Source organism: Nocardia blacklockiae (assembly GCF_015477355.1).
GTDB classification, from domain to species: Bacteria; Actinomycetota; Actinomycetes; order Mycobacteriales; family Mycobacteriaceae; genus Nocardia; species Nocardia blacklockiae.
In genome coordinates this window covers 84,198-100,805 of the sequence record NZ_JADLRJ010000004.1, presented here as the reverse complement: position 1 = coordinate 100,805, position 16,608 = coordinate 84,198, and the positions used below count along the sequence as shown (strand labels likewise).

Genomic DNA, 16,608 nt, shown 5'->3' with positions numbered 1-16,608 from the left:
GCCCGGCCGCTGTCCGGAGCGGCCGGGCCTTGTGCTGTCCGCCGGTGTTTCAGTGCTCCGGCTTCTTGTCCTCCTTGTTCGGCTTGTGGCCGTTGGGCTGCTGGGTCGGGAATTGCAGGGTCGGGATGGGGAGCTGGAACGTCGTCGGGAAGCCGGTGGGGAGCTGGAGGGTGAATCCCGGTGGGGGCCAGTCCTTCCCCGTCTGGGGGACGGTGTTCGGCGCGGTCTCCGCAGTCGGGGTGGCGGACACCGCAGGTTGGCGGGACGGCTGACCGCCACCGCTCTGGGTCAGTGCCGCGGTGCAGGCCGCCACCAGCGCGAACCCGAGGATGGCGACGCCCACCACCACGCTCGCGATCTTCACCACGGACCGCCCCTGCCGCTGCTCCGGCCGATTCGGCTGCGGCCCGGTACCCCCTCCCGCATAACTCCCCGCGCCCTGCCACGGCGGTTGGCCCCCTCCCGCCCCCGGCATCACTCGCGTTCCCTGCAACGGCCGCCCAGCAGCATCGGCCCCACCGGGCATCACCCGCGTGGGCCGCAACGGCCGCCCGGCTGCGTCGACGGGCCCGTCCGGCACCAACCCGGTGGGCCGCAACGGTTGTCCGGCGGCAGCGTGCGGGTCTTCCGGCATTACGCGTGTGGGGCGCAGTGGCTGCCCCGCCGCGTCTATCGGCCCTTCCGGCGCAACTCGTGTGGGCGACAACGGCTCTCGGGCGGCATCGTGGGGGTCGTCCGGCATCACGCGCGTGGGGCGCAGCGGTTGTCCGGCTGCGTCGACGGGTTCACTCGGCAGCATGTGGGTTGGCTGCACCGGTGTATGTGGTTGTGCGGCAGTGTCTTTCGGGGGAGGTTGGGTCGCGCCCACCTGTGCGGCGAAGTCTTCCGGGAGCGAGCGTGTCGGTGGGTGCTGTGAGTTCGACTGTGCCGCAGGGGTTTCAGATGTCTGCGGGTGGGCGGATGGGTCTTTTCGCTGGGGCGCCCATAGCGGTGTGCCGGGTGGCGGGTGGATGGCCTGGGTGGACGATTCGGTGGGGGTTTGTTCGGGGAGGGGTGGGGTGCGGGGAGTGGGGTGGGGGAGGCCGAGGGCGGTGCGGGCGGCGGTGGCGAGGGCGCCGGCGGTGGGGTAGCGGTCGGCGGGTTCCTTGGCCATGCCCCGGGCGATGACGGCGTCGAGGGCCGGGGGGACGTCGGGGTTGTCGGCCGAGGGGCGCGGCGGGTCGGAGCGCAGGTGGGCGTGCAGTTGCTGGACGGGGTTGGTGTCACCGAAAGGGCGCTGCGCGGTGAGGCATTCGAACAGGACGCAGGCCAGCGCGTAGACGTCCGAGCGGACGTCGGCGTGGCCGGTGAAGCGCTCGGGCGCCATGTACGCCAGCGTGCCGATGGTGAAACCCGTTGCGGTGATGGTGGTCTGGTTGGGCGAGCGGGCGATGCCGAAATCGATGAGATAGGCGAAACCGCTCGGGTGCACGATGACGTTGGCCGGCTTGACGTCGCGGTGGATCAGCCCGGCGGTGTGCGCCGCGTCGAGCGCCTCGGCGATCTGGGAGACGATGTCCACGGCCTCGGCCGCCGCGATCGGTCCGGGCCGCAGCCGCCGCGCCAGGTCGGTGCCGGGCACGTGCGCCATGTCCAGGAACAGCCGCCCGTCCTGCTCCCCGAAGTCGTGGATCGGCACGATGTGCGGGTTGCTCAGCCCGGCGCCGACGCGCGCCTCCCGCTCGAAGCGGCGGCGATAGTCCGGGTCCTCGCCCGCGGTGATCGTCAGGATCTTCAGCGCCACCGAGCGGTCGGCCACGGTGTCGCGCGCCAGCCACACCTCGCCCACCGAGCCCCGCCCGATCAACCGGTCGAGCCGGTACTTGCCGAATCGCCGCGCTGCCATCAACGCACCGACCGGGTGCCGCGCTGCCGGAACATGGTTCGACCCTAATCCGGCCCGCCCACGCGAGACCAGTGTGGGCCCGGCGACAGTGGGAAGGCCCGGCAGGGTGGGGTGGGGAGCGGCGGATCGCGCTAATCTCGTGGCATGCCCGATTCTCCCGACATCCGCATCGGTACCGCGGAGCGTGAGCAGGCCATGGCGCGGCTGTCGGACCACTTCGCCGCCGGGCGGCTGTCGGTGGCCGAATTCGACGAACGCAGTGCCGTGGTGGCGGCCGCGGTGACGCGCGGCGATCTCGCCCCGGTCTTCGCCGACCTGCCGCAACCGGTGGCCGAGGAGCCGAAACCGAAGCCGGATCGGGCGTCGCGCCGCGGCGGCCCGGAGGTGCGGGGCCCGGTGATGGGCCTGATGGTCATCCTGGCGCTGGTGCTGTTCTTCACCACGGGCAGCTGGTTGTGGTTCCTGATGATTCCGGCGGCGGGGATCGTGCTCGGCGCCCTCGGTCACGGCGACCAGCGGCACGACGCGATCCGGGACGAGCACCGCCTCGAAATCCAGGCCCACCGCCTCGAGATCGAGCAGCAGCGCCGCGAGTTGCGGCAGCAGGCGCGCGAACGGCGGCATCAGCATCGCGACCGGCGCAGGGGCCGGTGATGGAACCGATCGAGATCAACGCCGGCGGCTGGTATCTGCGCGCCCTGCGCGCCGACGACCGCATCGACGACCGCCCGGCCCTGGCCGACGGCGGCATCACCGACCCGGACTACGTGCACCGCCGCGCCCGCGATTGGGAAGCGGAGACGCACTATTCGTGGGCCGTGTGCGAGCCCACCACCGCGGAGCTGGTCGCCGAGATCGTGGTGACCCCCAATGCCGATGGCACCGCCCGGGTTTCGGGATGGGCTCGCGAAAACTACGACGCCGCCTTGGAATCCGGGGATCAGGCCGTGCGGCGCTTCGTGGCCGGTGCGCTCGGCTTGCAGCCGGTCTGATCGCTTACGAATACCTCTGTGTAGCAACAGCTTTCACATCATCCGGCCGTAGCGGACGGAAATTCGCTGTCGCCGCGCCCGTACCGCGGGTTACGGTGGACGCTCCCCGTTGTCGAGCGCAGGGGAGGCGCATCATGTGGGAGTGGAGTAGAACCGTCGCCGAAAGAGCCGCCGCCGCGGTGTGGACCGGGCCGGCCCGCGAGTCCCGGCCGACCGTGGTCGACCCGGAGCCCTGGCGGGAGACCACCGATTCCGACAACGAGAGCAACGACGCGGACCGCATGTCCGCCCCGGCACTTCTCGGCGAGTACTGCCTGATCGGCTGAACCCGCCACCGACGGCGCCGCACCCGCACGGGTGTGGCGCCGTTCGCGTCCGCGCCGTCTGCGTCCGCGGCGCACGGCGGAGCGGCGGAGGGCCCGGTGGCGGCGCGTAGCGGTGTGGACCGCCGCGAGCCGCCCGGGGCTGGGCGCGGTGGCGACCGTAGTAGCCTGCGGGAATGCACAGGCCCCCCTTGGCTGCCGACCTCCTGCGGCGCAGCGTCGCCGAACTGCCGGAGCTGTCGCTGTTCTCCCGCATCGACGTGGTGGAGTCGACCGGTTCGACCAATGCCGATCTGCTCGCGCGGGCCGGCGAACCCGACTCCGACGGGCGGGTGCTGATCGCGGAGACGCAGCTCACCGGCCGCGGCCGGCACGATCGCGTGTTCGTCAGCCCGCCGCGGGCGCAGATCGCGATGTCGGTGCTGCTGCGCCCGCGCGGCGTCGCCCCGGCGGTGCTGGGCTGGCTGCCGCTGCTGGCCGGTGTCGCGACGGTGGACGCGGTGCGCGCCACCACCGGTTTGCGGGCGGACCTGAAGTGGCCCAACGACGTCCTGATCGGCGGCCGCAAGACCGCGGGCATTCTCGCCGAGGTCGCGCCCGACCCGGCGGCACCGGCCGTGGTGGTCGGCATCGGCCTCAACGTCAGCCTGACCGAGGAGGAACTGCCCGTCCCGCACGCCACGTCGCTGACGCTGGCCGGCGCGGCGGAGGTGGACCGTACGGCGCTGGTGCAATCCATGCTCCGCGAATTCGCCCGGTACTACACCGATTGGCGCGCCGCCGGCTGGGACCCCACCGCCCTCGCCCGCGAATACCGCACGCGCTGCGCCACTCTCGGCGCGGCCGTGCGCGCGGAACTGCCGGGCGGTGAGGTGCTGACCGGCACCGCCACCGACGTGGACGGCCAGGGGCGGTTGCTGATCGGCGACCGGGCCGTGTCCGCGGGCGACGTGACGCATCTGCGCCCGCAAGACTGAAACCCGCTGCGGCACAGCATTTTCGGTGGATGGAACCGGGCCTACACCGGCGTCAGCTCCCGCGCGCGTTCCCGCGCCAGCAGCCGGTCGCGCTGCTCCTCGAACTTGACCACATCCTGCGACAGTTTCTCCAGATACGCTGCCAGCCGTTCGCGCGCCTGCTCGCCGCGCGGACCGAAATCGTTGCGCTCGAAGATGTTCCAGTTCTTCAGCACCGGCGCGACCACGTCCTCGTGGTGCTGGCGCAGGTCGTAGATGCCGTGCTTGGCCATCATCGCGCCGTTGCGGCGGAAGTTGGGCATGCCGTAGCCGGGCATGGTGAAGTTGGTGAGCACCTTGACGATCGCCTCGATCGCCTGATCGGGCACCAGGTCCAGGCCCGCGCCGCACAGGGTGCGGTAGAAGACCATGTGCAGGTTCTCGTCGGCGGCGACGCGCTGCAGCATGCGGTCGGCGACGGGGTCGTCGCAGACCTTGCCGGTGTTGCGGTGGCTGACGCGGGTGGCCAGCTCCTGGAAGGTCACGTAGGCGACGTTCTCCAGGAACCCGCCCCAGTCCTCGGGGGAGCGCGCGCCGTTGGTCATGTGGATCATCCGAGCCTGTTCCAGCGCAACGGGATCCACGCCGCGGGTGACCACCAGGTAGTCGCGCAGCACGATGCCGTGGCGGTTCTCCTCGGCCGTCCACCGCCCGACCCAGGTGCCCCACGCGCCGTCCTGGGAGAAGTTCTCCGCGATCTCGCGGTGGTAGGAGGGCAGATTGTCCTCGGTGAGCAGATTGGTGACCATCGCGACCTTGGCGACCTCGCTCAGCGTGGACTGCTCCGGATCCCAGTCCACCCCGCCCAGGGCGGCGAAGTTGCGGCCCTGGTCCCAGGGCACGTAGTCGTGGGGATGCCAGTCCTTGGCCAGCGCCAGGTGTCTGTTCAGGTTCTGCTCGGCGACCGGCTCGAGCTCGGTCAGGATTTCCAGCTGGGTCAATTCCTCGGTCACGCACGCCTCCGCTGTTTCGCACATCGATATGGGAAAAGCAGTCGTACTTCGGTATTGCGGGAAGAGCCGTAGAGATCCGCGCTAGCCGGTCGCGCGCCGATCGGAGGCGCGACGGACATCCGGCGTCGGTAGCTGCCGATTGTGCAGCACAACGGCGTTCGCTGTCAGGCATTTCCGCATCTGCACGCGGTAGGGTTCGCGTATGGGCTATCCGGAGGAGCTGCTCGCACCCGAGGAGCGGGTGCTGCTGCATCGTCATCCGCATTGGAAGATGCTGTTCTGGCCCGCGGTCACGCTGATCGCCGCGACCGCGGTCGCCGGTTTCGCCGGGGGCTTCGCGTGGCGCAACACCGAGGGCACCACCCGCGACGTCGTGCTCCTCGTCATCGTGGCGGTCTGGGCGGCGCTGCTGCTGTGGCGCTGTGCCGCTCCCGTACTCCGGTGGCGGTCAACGCATTTCATCATCACCGACCGCCGGGTGCTGGTGCGCGAGGGCGTGCTCACGCACACCGGCATCGACATCCCGATGAACCGCATCGCCAACATCCAGTTCCGGCACGGGCTTTCCGACCGCCTGCTGGGCACCGGCACGCTGATCATCGACGCGGCCTCCGGGGATCCGCTGGAGTACGACGACATCCCGCAGGTGCAGAAGGTGCACGCGCTGCTGTACCACGAGGTTTTCGACAACCCGCACAACCCGCCCTACGACCGGGGCCAGTCCGGCCGCCGATAGGCCCGGCGCGCCCGTTCGGAACGGCCGCACCGCGTTTCACCGGCGAAGCGCGGCAATCCAGACAGCGAACCTGCGTAATCTTGGAGCGTGACCGCTGTACTGCTGGCCGAAGACGACGAGGCCATCGCGGCTCCGCTCTCGCGGGCGCTGGGCCGCGAGGGCTATTCGGTGACCGTGGAGAGCTTCGGTCCCGCGGTGCTGCAGAGGGCCCTGGAGGGTGGGCACGATCTGCTGATCCTGGATCTGGGCCTACCGGGCATGGACGGCCTCGAGGTGTGCCGTCAGGTCCGGGCGCGGGGCGCCGACCTGGCGGTGCTGATGCTCACCGCGCGCACCGACGAAGTGGATTTCGTGGTCGGCCTCGACGCGGGCGCCGACGACTATGTGGGCAAGCCGTTCCGTCTCGCCGAATTGCTGGCCCGGGTGCGGGCGCTGTTGCGGCGGAGCGGAATCGGCGACGAGGCGGTCGAGGTCGGCGGCATCCGCCTGGAACCGCAGGCCCGCCGGGTGCTGGTCAACGGGCACGAGGTCAACCTGGCCAACAAGGAGTACGAACTGCTCAAGGTGCTCATCGACAAGGCCGGCCAGGTCGTCCCCCGCGAGACGATCCTGCGCGAGGTGTGGGGCGACGCCGATCTGCGCGGCTCCAAGACCCTCGATATGCACATGTCCTGGCTGCGTCGCAAGATCGGTGACGAGGGGCCGGTGGCCGAGCGCCGGATCGTGACCGTGCGCGGCGTCGGCTTCCGGTTCAACACCGACTGAGGAGCACATGCGCCGCCGAATACTGCTGTCGATGCTGGCTGCCCTGACCCTGACCACCGTGGTGCTGGGCATCCCGCTCGGCTTCACCGCCTGGCAGTGGGTGGCCGACATCACCCGCGGCGACCTGCGCGCGCGGCTGGACCGGATGGCCGTGGAGATCGTCGCCCAGGAACGCGACGACGGCCAGGTGCACGGCGCGCTGGACCTGCGTTCGGTGCGGCCGCTGATCCCGCCGGGCGGCCGGCTCACCGTCGTGTACCCGACGCCGGAGGATTCGGCGATGCGGGTCGACGCCGGGGTGCCGGAGGTGGGCAACCCGGTGGTGGAGTCGCTGTCGATGGGCACGTCGGGGTCGCTGCGGCTGGAGGTGCCGGCCGCGCCGATGCTGTCGATGCAGCGGCAGGCGGTCGGCGCGGTGGCGCTGGTGGCACTGGCCTCGCTGGCGGCGGGCGCGGCGGTGGCGGTGGTGACCGCGCGGCGGGTGGCCGATCCGCTGCGCGACGTGGCCGCCCGCGCGGCCCGAATCGCGGTCGGCGACTTCCGCTTGGACGCGCGCCGGCACGGCATCACGGAACTGGACCGGGTGTCCGATGTGCTCGATTCCGCGGCGGTCGAGATCGCGGGTCGATTGCAGCGCGAGCACGCGCTGGTCGCCGACGTCTCGCATCAGCTGCGCAGCCGCCTGACGGCCGTGCGACTGCGGCTGGACGAACTGTCGGTGCACGACGATCCCGACGTGGTGCACGAGGCGGAGGAGGCGATGGCCCAGGTCGACCGCCTGACCGCGGCCATCGACGATCTGGTGCGCGCCTCCCGCGACGAGGGCGCGGCCGACCGCGATCCCGTGCCGGTGGTGGAGGAGTTGCGCGGCGTGGTGGCCGAGTGGCGGCATCCCTTCACCGAGGCGGGCCGCAAGCTGATCCTCTCCGGCGACCCGACGCTGACCGCGCCCGTCACGGGTTCGCGTCTGCGCGAGGCGCTGGCCGTGCTGATCGACAACGCCCTGATGCACGGCGGCGGCGACTGCACGGTCTCGGTCCGCACGGTCTACGGCGGTCCCGACCGCGAACCGCTGGTCGCCGTGGAAGTAGCCGACGAGGGCGACGGCGTCAGCGACGATCTCGCGCCGCACATCTTCGACCGCGGTTTCTCCGGCGCGGGGTCCACCGGCGTGGGGCTGGCGCTGGCCCGCGCCCTCATCGAGGCCGACGGCGGCCGCCTGGAACTGCACCGCCGCCGCCCGGCCCTGTTCGCGGTATTCCTGGGCAAACCCAGTTCCGGTCGCGCCGAGACCACGACGGCCGAACCGCGATAGCCGTGCGAATCAGCTGTGCCCCAGCTGTTCCTCTTCCTCGTACAGTTCCTCGAATTCCTGTACCAGCGTGTCGATTTCGTTCGGGAACACCCACCGCCGCATGGACCAGAAACGGAACACCATCTGCAGCAGATTGCCGACGATGTAGGCGCTGACGAAGTCGGTGATGTTCTCGGCCGTCAGGCTGATGTTGGGAACCTGCAGGTCGAACATGTATCGCGAGACCCACAGCGGCAGGAAACTGAGCACCACGCCGATGCCGCTGACGACGAAGAACAGCAGCGCCTCGTGATGTTTCTCGCGACCGCCGCGGCCCTTGAACGACCATTCCCGGTTGAGAATGTAGGAGGCGATGACCGCGATCACGCCGGAAATGATCTTGGCGGTGACCGGCTTCGGCGACAGCACCGTCAATTTGAGGAGGTAGAAGATGCCACTGTCGATGACGAACGTGGTGGCGCCCACAATCGCGAACTTGATCAGTTCGTGATGGCGGTAGACGAGTTCTCGCAGCGTTCTCGGTAGGGCGCTGACCACGTTGTCGACGATTGACACGAACCGAGTCTACGTCTCGCGTTTTCCGGGCGACCAACCCGCACGCGATTGCGCCGACAGCGCCATGACACCATTGAGGGCCGTGAGCGAGCACAGTACGCCGGCCGTGCACCCCGGTACCCGTCCCTTCGATTCCTCCGTCATGCCGACCGTGACCATGATCGGCGGCGGTCAGCTGGCGCGGATGACCCACCAGGCGGCCATCGCGCTGGGCCAGCGGCTGCGCGTGCTCGCCGAGCGTCCCGACGATCCGGCCGCGCAGGTCACCCCCGAGGTGGTGCTGGGCTCGCACACCGACCTGGCCGCGCTGCGCAAGGCCGCAGTCGGCTCGCACGCGATGACCTTCGACCACGAGCACGTCCCGACCGAGCACCTGGAGGCGCTGGTCGCCGAGGGCGTGAACGTGCAGCCGCCGCCGGGAGCGCTGGTCTACGCCCAGGACAAGCTGGCCATGCGCCGCCGCCTCGCGGAGCTGGGCGTGCCGGTCCCGGCCTTCGCCCCGGTGCGCGAGCCCGCGGACGCGGTGGCCTTCGGCGAGGAGCACGGCTGGCCCTGCGTCCTGAAAGCGGTGCGCGGCGGCTACGACGGGCGCGGCGTGTGGATGCCCGAGTCCGCCGCGCAGGCCGAATCGATCGCGCGCGAGCAGCTCGACAAGGGCGCCACGCTGCTGGCCGAGCAGCGGGTGACGCTGAAGCGGGAGCTGTCGGCGATGGTGGCGCGCTCGCCGTTCGGGCAGGCCGCGGCCTGGCCGGTGGTGGAGACCGTGCAGCGCAAGGGCCAGTGCGCGGTGGTGATCGCGCCCGCTCCCGACCTCGCCGAGGAGTCGGCGACCGCGGCCTCGGTGCTGGCGCTGCGGCTGGCCGCCGAACTCGGCGTGACCGGTGCGATGGCGGTCGAGCTGTTCGAGACCCCGGCGGGCGAGCTGCTGGTGAACGAGTTGGCGATGCGTCCGCACAACTCCGGGCACTGGAGCATGGACGGCGCGGTGACCGGCCAGTTCGAGCAGCACGTGCGGGCGGTGCTGGACTACCCGCTCGGCGACACCACGCCGCTGGCCCCCGTGACGGTGATGGCCAACATCCTCGGCGCGCCCGAGGCCCCGGCGATGTCGATGGACGAGCGGCTGCACCACCTGTTCGCCCGCATGCCCGAGGCGCGGGTGCACCTGTACGGCAAGGGCGAGCGCCCGGACCGCAAGATCGGGCATGTCAACATTCTCGGCGACGACGTGGCCGAGGTACGCGAGAAGGCCGAGCGCGCGGCACAGTGGATGTCGCGCGCGGTGTGGACCGACGGATGGGATCCCCATGAGTGACACAGCGCAGGTCGGCCTGATCATGGGCAGCGACTCCGACTGGCCGACGATGGAGGCGGCCGCGGAGGCGTTGGCCGAGTTCGGCATTCGCTTCGAGGTCGGCGTGGTGTCGGCGCACCGCACGCCGCAGCGCATGCTCGACTACGCCCGCGACGCCGCCGGCCGGGGCATCCGGGTGATCATCGCGGGCGCGGGCGGCGCGGCGCATCTGCCCGGCATGGTGGCGTCGGCGACCGCGCTGCCGGTCATCGGCGTGCCGGTGCCGCTGAAGTACCTCGACGGCATGGATTCGCTGCTGTCGATCGTGCAGATGCCGGCGGGTGTTCCGGTGGCCACGGTCTCGATCGGCGGGGCGCGCAACGCCGGGCTGCTGGCCGTGCGGATCCTGGCCGCCGCCGACCCCGAATTGCGCACGCGCATGGAGCGATTCCAGGCCGACCTGGAACAGCTGGTGCTGGAGAAGGACGACGCGCTGCGCACGCGGCTGCTGGGCTGAGCGGCGGCAGGCGATGAGCACCGCCGGGGACTCCGGGTTCAAGCTGGCCGTCGTCGACCACGCGCTGCGGCTGTTCGCCGAAAAGGGTTACGAGGCAACGACGGTCGACGAGATCGCCGAGGCGGCGGGCATCTCGCGGCGCACCTTCTTCCGGCAGTTCCGGTCCAAGGAGGACGTCGTCTTCGCCGACCACGAGGCGCAATTGGCGCAGGCGAGCGCGTATCTCGCTGCGGCGCAGGACGATCCGTGGGATGCCGTGTGCGAGGCCGTGGTCGGGGTGTTCGAGCGGTTCACCCAGACCCGGGCGCTGGCCGCGCGCCGCTACCGCGTGGTGCGTCAAGTCCCGGCGCTACGCGATCGCGAGATCGTCACCGTGTTCCGCTACGAGCGGCTGTTCACCGACTATTTGCGGAGACGGCTGCCGCAGACCCCGGATCTCGCCCTGATCCAGTTCACCGCGGCGGTCACCGCGACCCACAACTACCTGTTGCGCCGCATGGTGCGGGGCGAGGGCGAGGCGGCGTCGGCGGACCTGCGCGCGGCGCTGGCGGCGATCCCGCGGGTGGGCCGGGAGTCCGCGGCGGAGCTGGTGGTGGCGGTCTTTCCGCGGGACATGCCGCCCCGGCAGATTGCCGACCTGCTCTCGCATCGGCTCGGTAACCTGTGACACGGCACGGCGCGTCGCCTTATGACACTCAGTGCCAGGCGTGGCGTCGAACATAGGCGCATGTGGCCGCGATATCGCGGCGTATACTCGATCTCCGGTGGCACTGAGTGCCGACTTGCTGACGATATGCGGAACCAGGCGATTCCGACCCGACGACCAGGAGTGAACCCATGGCGGGCAACCCAGACTTCGACCTGTTCAAACTCGACGACATCCACAACGAGCTGCGCGAGGCCATCCGCGGCCTGGCCGAGAAGGAGATCGCGCCGCACGCCAAGGCCGTCGACGAACAGGCGCGGTTCCCGCAGGAGGCCCTGGAGGCGCTCAACGCCGCCGGCTTCAACGCCGTGCACGTGCCCGAGACCTACGGCGGCCAGGGCGCCGACTCGGTCGCGACCTGCATCGTGATCGAGGAGGTCGCGCGGGTGTGCGGGTCGTCCTCGCTCATCCCGGCGGTCAACAAGCTCGGCACCATGGGCCTGATCCTGAAGGGTTCCGAGGAGCTCAAGCAGCAGGTGCTCGCCGACATCGTCGACGGGAAGATGGCCTCCTACTGCCTGTCCGAGCGCGAGGCCGGCTCCGACGCCGCGAGCATGCGCACCCGCGCCCGCCGCGACGGCGACGACTGGGTGATCAACGGCTCCAAGTGCTGGATCACCAACGGCGGCCAGTCCACCTGGTACACCGTGATGGCCGTGACCGATCCGGACAAGGGCGCCAACGGCATCTCGGCGTTCATGGTGCACAAGGACGACCCGGGCTTCGTGGTCGGACCGCTCGAGCACAAGCTGGGCATCAAGGGTTCGCCGACCGCCGAGCTGTACTTCGAGAACTGCCGCATCCCGGGCGACCGGATCATCGGCGCGGAGGGCACCGGCTTCAAGACCGCGCTCGAGACCCTCGACCACACCCGCCCCACCATCGGCGCGCAGGCGGTCGGCCTGGCGCAGGGCGCGCTGGACGCGGCGATCGCCTACACCAAGGAGCGCAAGCAGTTCGGCAAGGCCATCGCCGATTTCCAGAACACCCAATTCATGCTCGCGGACATGGCCATGAAGGTGGAGGCCGCGCGGCTCATGGTGTACACCTCCGCGGCCCGCGCCGAGCGCGGCGAGAAGAACCTCGGATTCATCTCCGCGGCGTCGAAGTGTTTCGCCTCCGATGTTGCGATGGAGGTCACAACGAATGCTGTGCAGTTGTTCGGCGGCGCCGGTTACACCACCGACTTCCCGGTCGAGCGAATGATGCGCGACGCCAAGATCACGCAGATCTACGAGGGCACCAACCAGATTCAGCGGATGGTCATGTCGCGCGCAATCCTCCGGTAAATCTCGACCGCCCGGATCTGTTCTTACATCGGTAATTTCAGTCGCAATCGGGCGAATTGGGGCTATCGGACCGGGCGTGCACGGAGCACTATTGAGGCATGGCCGGCGTCGAGATCAACGACAGATTCGTCCGGCGCACGCTGGACAACGGACGGATCGAAGAGGTTGCGTGGCACGATCTTACGGAGGTGCGGATCATCACTACCGCGGACGGACCGTTCGCCGACGATGTTTTTTTCGTGTTGATCGGTGCGAAGGGTAACGGCTGCGTGGTGCCGCATTCCGCGGCGGATTCCGGTTTCCTCACCCGGCTGCAACGGCTGCCGGGTTTCGACAACGCCAAAGTGGTGGAAGCGATGGGCAGCGTGACCGACCGGCAGTTTCTGGTGTGGCGGCGCAGGAGTGCGGCCACCGGCACCTCGCCCGCCCGAAACTAGCCGGTCGGTGCAAATTACGCCACCAGGTCGGCGTATTCGCGATGCTCGCCGATGAACTTCTCCACGTACCAGCAGGTGGGTATGACAGCGGCGTCGGCCGCGCGCGCGTCGCGCAGCGCGAATTCGACGATCTGCGCGGCGACGCCCCGGCCGCGGAATTCCGGAAACGTCAGCGTGTGCTGGAAATCCCGGACCGTCCGGTCGCCGTCGACGCGCTCGCTGTAGTCGACGTAACCGGCGAGGGTGTCGTCGAGGTAGATCTCGTAGCGGGTGTCGTCGACGTTGTGCTCGAACCTGGTCGTCATGGTCGGTAGAACTCCTCGGTGGCGTCTGTTTGTTCCGGTGGGCGACGACCCGCTACAGCACCGCGCCGGGATTGAGAATGCCCTGCGGGTCGAGCGCGTCCTTGATGCGGCGGGTCAGCGCCATCACGTCCGGGCCGAGTTGGTCGGGCAGCCACGCCTTCTTGTGCCGGCCCACGCCGTGCTCGCCGGTGATGGTGCCGCCCAGCGCGATCGCCAGGTCCATGATCTCGCCGAAGGCCAGGTGGGCGCGGGCGCTCTCGTCGGCGTCGGCCGGGTTGTGCACGATCAGCGGGTGGGTGTTGCCGTCGCCCGCGTGCGCGATCACCGACACCAGCACCTCGCGGCGGGCGGCGATCTCGGCGATGCCGGTGATCAGTTCGCCGAGCCGCGGCAGCGGCACCCCGACGTCCTCGAGCAGCAGCGGCCCTTTGCGTTCCACGGCCGGGATGGCGAAACGCCGTGCGGCCGTGAAGGCCTCGCCCTCCTCCGGGTCCTCGGTGCTGAAAACCTCGGCGGCCCCGGCCTTCTCGCACGCGGCGACGATGACGGCGGCCTCCTCGGCGGCGTATCGGCCCGGTGCGTCGGAGCGGGCCACCAGCAGGCCCGCGGCCGAGCGGTCCAAGCCCATGCGCAGCTCGTCCTCCACGGCGTTGATCGCCACCGAGTCCATGAACTCCAGCATCGAGGGCCGCAGCCGCGCGGTGATGCCGAGAATCGCCTCGGTGGCGGCGGTCAGCGTGGCGAAGGTGGCGACGACGGTGCTCTGCGGCGGCTGCGCGGGCAGCAGCCGCAGCGTGAGTTCGGTGATGACGCCGAGGGTGCCCTCGCTGCCCACGAACAGCTTGGTCAGCGACAGGCCCGCGGAGTCCTTCAGGCGCGGGCCGCCCAGGCGCACCGCGGTGCCGTCGGCCAGCACCACCTCCATGCCGAGCACGTAGTCGGTAGTGACGCCGTACTTCACGCAGCACAGGCCGCCCGCGTTGGTGGCGGCGTTGCCGCCGATCGAGCAGATCTCGAACGAGGACGGATCCGGCGGGTACCACAGACCGTGTTCGGCCACGGCCCTTTTCACCTCGGCGTTCAGCAGCCCGGGCTGCGCCACCGCGGTGCGGGTCACCGGGTCGACGGTGATCTCGCGCATGCGCTCGGTGCTCAGCAGCAGCGCGTCGCTCTGCGCGGTGGCGCCGCCGGACAGCCCCGTGCCCGCACCGCGCGGCACGACCGGGACGCGGTGTTCGTGCGCCCAGCGCAGGACGGTGGCGACCTGCTCGGTGGTGCGCGGCCGCAGCAGCGCCGGCGGCAGGCCCGCGTCGGGGTCGAGCGCGCGGTCCTGCCGGTACCCCGCGAGCACGTCGGGATCGGTGACCAGCACGCCGTCGGGAAGCAGCGCGCGCAGGGAATTCAGGTCCACACTCCGAAACTACGTCGTCCGGCGGCGCTCGTGGGGCAGGGGGCATGAGCGAGCGTCCGATAGGCGCTCGGGCGCTGCGGAGTACACTGCCGCGGTGTCCGATGCCAAGCTGGAGATCCAGATGTTGCACGACCGGGTCATGGTGCGCGTGGCGCAGGAACCCGGCGAGCGGCGCAGCACCGGTGGCATTCTGATCCCCGCCACCGCCCAGGTCGCCAAGCGCCTCACCTGGGGTGAGGTGTGCGGCGTCGGCTCCCACGTCCGCAGCGTCGTGGTCGGCGACCGCGTCCTGTTCAGCGCCGACGACCAATTCGAGGTCGAGGTCCAAGGCCAGGCCTACCTCGTCCTCCGCGAACGCGACCTGCACGCCGTAGCCAGCGAGCGCCCGGAACACGGCACGGGGCTCTACCTGTAACCCACGTCGAGCCGGTACGAGCCGCGATATCGCCGCCCGGCTGTCGCCCGCATTCTCGCCGACGGCTTCCACGTACGCCGACTTCCCTGCCGCTGACCCGCCGCGACTCGCATCGCACCAATCCCTGCATCCCGGCACGCTTTTCGCCGGGATGCAGGGTACGTGCAGTGCCTGGGGGTCAGTGGCTGGTTCGGTGGGGCAAGGTGAAGGCCGCGGCGAGCACCGCCCCCAGCACGACCAACCCCGCGAGGGCCGCCGCTCGCATGGCGGTCACGTAATCGCCTGTGCCGGTGGCGGGTCCGAGGGCCGAGAAGAAGATGGTGCCGAGAACCGTTGCGCCGATGGCGTTTCCGAACTGCTGGGCGGTGGTGAGGACGCCGGCGGCCATGCCGGCGCGGCTCGGCGGGATGCCGGAGGACAGGACCGCGCCGATGGCCGAGGGGATGGTCAGGCCGTTGCCGATGCCGACGATCATCATGCCCGGGATCAGGGCGAGAGCGCTCAGGTCGCGGCCGAACCAGGTCAGCACCGCGAAGGTCAGGGCGAGGCCGAGCAGGCTGGTCACGGTGCCGGCCACCATGACCCGGTTGCCGATCCGCGCGGCGACACGGCGGGCCAGGAAGAACGAGCTGCCCGCGAAGCACAGGCCCAGCGGGGCGAAGGCCAGCCCGGCGTGCAGCGGCGACAGGCCGAGCCCGTTCTGCAGCAGCAGCGTCAGGCACAGCATGAAACCGGCGTAGAAGGTCAGGTAGCCGCCGGAGATGACCAGCCCCGACCGAAACACCCGCTCGCGCACCATGGTCAGGTCGAGGACCGGTTCCCCGCCCCGCCGCGCCAGCCGGTTCTCGTAGCGCAGCGTCAGCGCCAGCACCGGGAGCGCCGCGGCCATCGCGACCCAGGTCCACAGCGGCCAGCCCGTCGGCCGCCCGAGCGTGATCGGTACCAGGACGAGCGCCAGCGCCGCCGAAATGCCCAGGGCGCCCAGCGGATCCAGCTGCGGCCGCTGGGTGGCCTCGTGTCGCGGCAGCCAGCGGGCGGCCAGCACGGCGGCCGCCAGCCCGACCGGCACGTTGATGTAGAAGATGGTGCGCCAGCCCCACCCGAACAGGTCGGCGTCCAGCAGCACGCCGCCGAGCACCTGCCCCGCGACCGCGCCGATGCCGATGGTCGCGCCGTAGGCCGCCATCGCGCGCGGGCGCTCGGACACCGGGAACATCGTATTGATGAGGGCGAGCATCTGCGGCACCATCAGCGCCGCCGTCGCGCCCTGCAGGATGCGGAACACCACCAGCGCCCACGCCGTCGGCGCCAGCCCGCACAGCAGCGAGGCGGCCGCGAAGGCGACCATGCCGATCGCGAACAACCGGCGATGACCGTGCAGGTCACCGAGCCGGCCGCCGGTGATCAGACCGGAGGCGAAGGCGAAGCCGTAGCCGCCGACGATCAGTTCCAGCGCCGCCTCGCCGGCGTGCAGGTCGGTCTGCAGCGAGGACGCCGCGACATTGACCACGAACCAGTCGAACATCGCCATGAACATGGCGCTCAGCACCACCGGCAGCACTCGCCAGCGCGCGGGGAAGGGGGCGGCCTCGGTGACGACAGTGGTTGGGGCGGAACGAGTTTCGAGCATGGACACGTCGAACTCCCGGAGATCTGGATGCGGAGACGGTGCGACGCTGCGCCGTGTGGGGGTG

18 protein-coding genes and 1 pseudogene are annotated in these 16,608 nt (G+C 70.4%); 13 read left to right on the top strand and 6 right to left on the bottom strand.

The window, feature by feature from the left end; genetic code table 11:
- Positions 1 to 49 precede the first annotated feature (49 nt).
- A complete protein-coding gene (locus IU476_RS13425) occupies positions 50 to 1,885 on the bottom strand; it encodes a serine/threonine-protein kinase (RefSeq protein ID WP_195100064.1) in 1,836 nt (611 codons plus the stop codon).
- 144 nt (positions 1,886 to 2,029) lie between these two features.
- Between IU476_RS13425 and IU476_RS13420 the strand changes: the two are divergent.
- From IU476_RS13420 to IU476_RS13405, 4 genes and pseudogenes are all read left to right on the top strand, one after another.
- Positions 2,030 to 2,422: pseudogene (locus IU476_RS13420) on the top strand (DUF1707 SHOCT-like domain-containing protein); the annotation flags it as partial.
- Positions 2,423 to 2,538: 116 nt separating this feature from the next.
- Complete coding sequence (locus tag IU476_RS13415; RefSeq protein WP_195100062.1) at positions 2,539 to 2,877, top strand: hypothetical protein; 339 nt, start codon at positions 2,539 to 2,541, stop codon at positions 2,875 to 2,877.
- Positions 2,878 to 3,011: 134 nt separating this feature from the next.
- Complete coding sequence (locus IU476_RS13410) at positions 3,012 to 3,203, top strand: hypothetical protein (RefSeq protein WP_195100061.1); 192 nt, start codon at positions 3,012 to 3,014, stop codon at positions 3,201 to 3,203.
- Between the two features lie 173 nt (positions 3,204 to 3,376).
- The gene (locus tag IU476_RS13405) at positions 3,377 to 4,177 is read left to right on the top strand and encodes a biotin--[acetyl-CoA-carboxylase] ligase (RefSeq protein WP_195100060.1); all 801 of its coding nucleotides are present in this window, start codon (positions 3,377 to 3,379) and stop codon (positions 4,175 to 4,177) included.
- Between the two features lie 41 nt (positions 4,178 to 4,218).
- Here the strand turns inward: IU476_RS13405 and IU476_RS13400 are convergent, their stop codons facing one another.
- Complete coding sequence (locus tag IU476_RS13400; RefSeq protein WP_195100059.1) at positions 4,219 to 5,169, bottom strand: acyl-ACP desaturase; 951 nt, start codon at positions 5,167 to 5,169, stop codon at positions 4,219 to 4,221.
- A 202-nt stretch (positions 5,170 to 5,371) separates the two neighbouring features.
- Here IU476_RS13400 and IU476_RS13395 point away from each other — a divergent pair, with 202 nt between their 5' ends.
- From IU476_RS13395 to IU476_RS13385, 3 genes are all read left to right on the top strand, one after another.
- Positions 5,372 to 5,905, top strand: coding sequence for a PH domain-containing protein (locus tag IU476_RS13395; protein WP_195100058.1), 534 nt, complete (start codon positions 5,372 to 5,374; stop codon positions 5,903 to 5,905).
- A gap of 87 nt (positions 5,906 to 5,992) precedes the next feature.
- A complete protein-coding gene (locus tag IU476_RS13390) occupies positions 5,993 to 6,670 on the top strand; it encodes a response regulator transcription factor (RefSeq protein ID WP_195100056.1) in 678 nt (225 codons plus the stop codon).
- A 7-nt stretch (positions 6,671 to 6,677) separates the two neighbouring features.
- Positions 6,678 to 7,985 (top strand): sensor histidine kinase, encoded by a 1,308-nt coding sequence (locus tag IU476_RS13385; RefSeq protein ID WP_195100054.1) that lies wholly within the window; start codon positions 6,678 to 6,680, stop codon positions 7,983 to 7,985.
- 9 nt (positions 7,986 to 7,994) lie between these two features.
- On the opposite strand, the gene IU476_RS13380 is transcribed toward IU476_RS13385, so the two are convergent.
- Positions 7,995 to 8,540: a GtrA family protein gene (locus IU476_RS13380; RefSeq protein ID WP_195100052.1), complete on the bottom strand. Its 546-nt coding sequence runs from the start codon at positions 8,538 to 8,540 to the stop codon at positions 7,995 to 7,997.
- Between the two features lie 142 nt (positions 8,541 to 8,682).
- Between IU476_RS13380 and IU476_RS13375 the strand changes: the two genes are divergently transcribed.
- The 5 genes from IU476_RS13375 to IU476_RS13355 all read left to right on the top strand — a co-directional run bounded on the left by IU476_RS13375 (position 8,683) and on the right by IU476_RS13355 (position 12,783).
- Positions 8,683 to 9,855 (top strand): 5-(carboxyamino)imidazole ribonucleotide synthase, encoded by a 1,173-nt coding sequence (locus IU476_RS13375; protein WP_195100945.1) that lies wholly within the window; start codon positions 8,683 to 8,685, stop codon positions 9,853 to 9,855.
- Entirely contained in the window at positions 9,848 to 10,351 is a 504-nt protein-coding gene (gene purE, locus IU476_RS13370; RefSeq protein WP_195100051.1) for a 5-(carboxyamino)imidazole ribonucleotide mutase, read from the top strand. The genes IU476_RS13375 and purE overlap by 8 nt, the downstream gene beginning before the upstream one ends.
- 13 nt (positions 10,352 to 10,364) lie before the next feature.
- Positions 10,365 to 11,018, top strand: a complete 654-nt coding sequence (locus IU476_RS13365) for a TetR family transcriptional regulator (protein WP_195100049.1) — start codon at positions 10,365 to 10,367, stop codon at positions 11,016 to 11,018.
- 170 nt (positions 11,019 to 11,188) lie between these two features.
- On the top strand, positions 11,189 to 12,346 hold the full coding sequence (locus tag IU476_RS13360) for an acyl-CoA dehydrogenase (protein ID WP_195100047.1): 1,158 nt from the start codon (positions 11,189 to 11,191) through the stop codon (positions 12,344 to 12,346).
- Between the two features lie 98 nt (positions 12,347 to 12,444).
- Positions 12,445 to 12,783 (top strand): hypothetical protein, encoded by a 339-nt coding sequence (locus IU476_RS13355; RefSeq protein ID WP_195100046.1) that lies wholly within the window; start codon positions 12,445 to 12,447, stop codon positions 12,781 to 12,783.
- Positions 12,784 to 12,797: 14 nt separating this feature from the next.
- Here IU476_RS13355 and IU476_RS13350 read toward each other — a convergent pair whose 3' ends face one another.
- Together IU476_RS13350 and IU476_RS13345 are read right to left on the bottom strand one after the other, a co-directional pair.
- Entirely contained in the window at positions 12,798 to 13,088 is a 291-nt protein-coding gene (locus IU476_RS13350) for a GNAT family N-acetyltransferase (protein ID WP_195100044.1), read from the bottom strand.
- 52 nt (positions 13,089 to 13,140) lie between these two features.
- Positions 13,141 to 14,499 (bottom strand): FAD-binding oxidoreductase, encoded by a 1,359-nt coding sequence (locus IU476_RS13345; RefSeq protein ID WP_195100042.1) that lies wholly within the window; start codon positions 14,497 to 14,499, stop codon positions 13,141 to 13,143.
- 94 nt (positions 14,500 to 14,593) lie between these two features.
- On the opposite strand from IU476_RS13345, the gene IU476_RS13340 reads away from it, so the two are divergent.
- Positions 14,594 to 14,914 (top strand): GroES family chaperonin, encoded by a 321-nt coding sequence (locus IU476_RS13340; protein ID WP_195100040.1) that lies wholly within the window; start codon positions 14,594 to 14,596, stop codon positions 14,912 to 14,914.
- A 178-nt stretch (positions 14,915 to 15,092) separates the two neighbouring features.
- Here the strand turns inward: IU476_RS13340 and IU476_RS13335 are convergent, their stop codons facing one another.
- Complete coding sequence (locus IU476_RS13335) at positions 15,093 to 16,544, bottom strand: MFS transporter (protein ID WP_195100944.1); 1,452 nt, start codon at positions 16,542 to 16,544, stop codon at positions 15,093 to 15,095.
- Between the last annotated feature and the right edge of the window lie 64 nt (positions 16,545 to 16,608).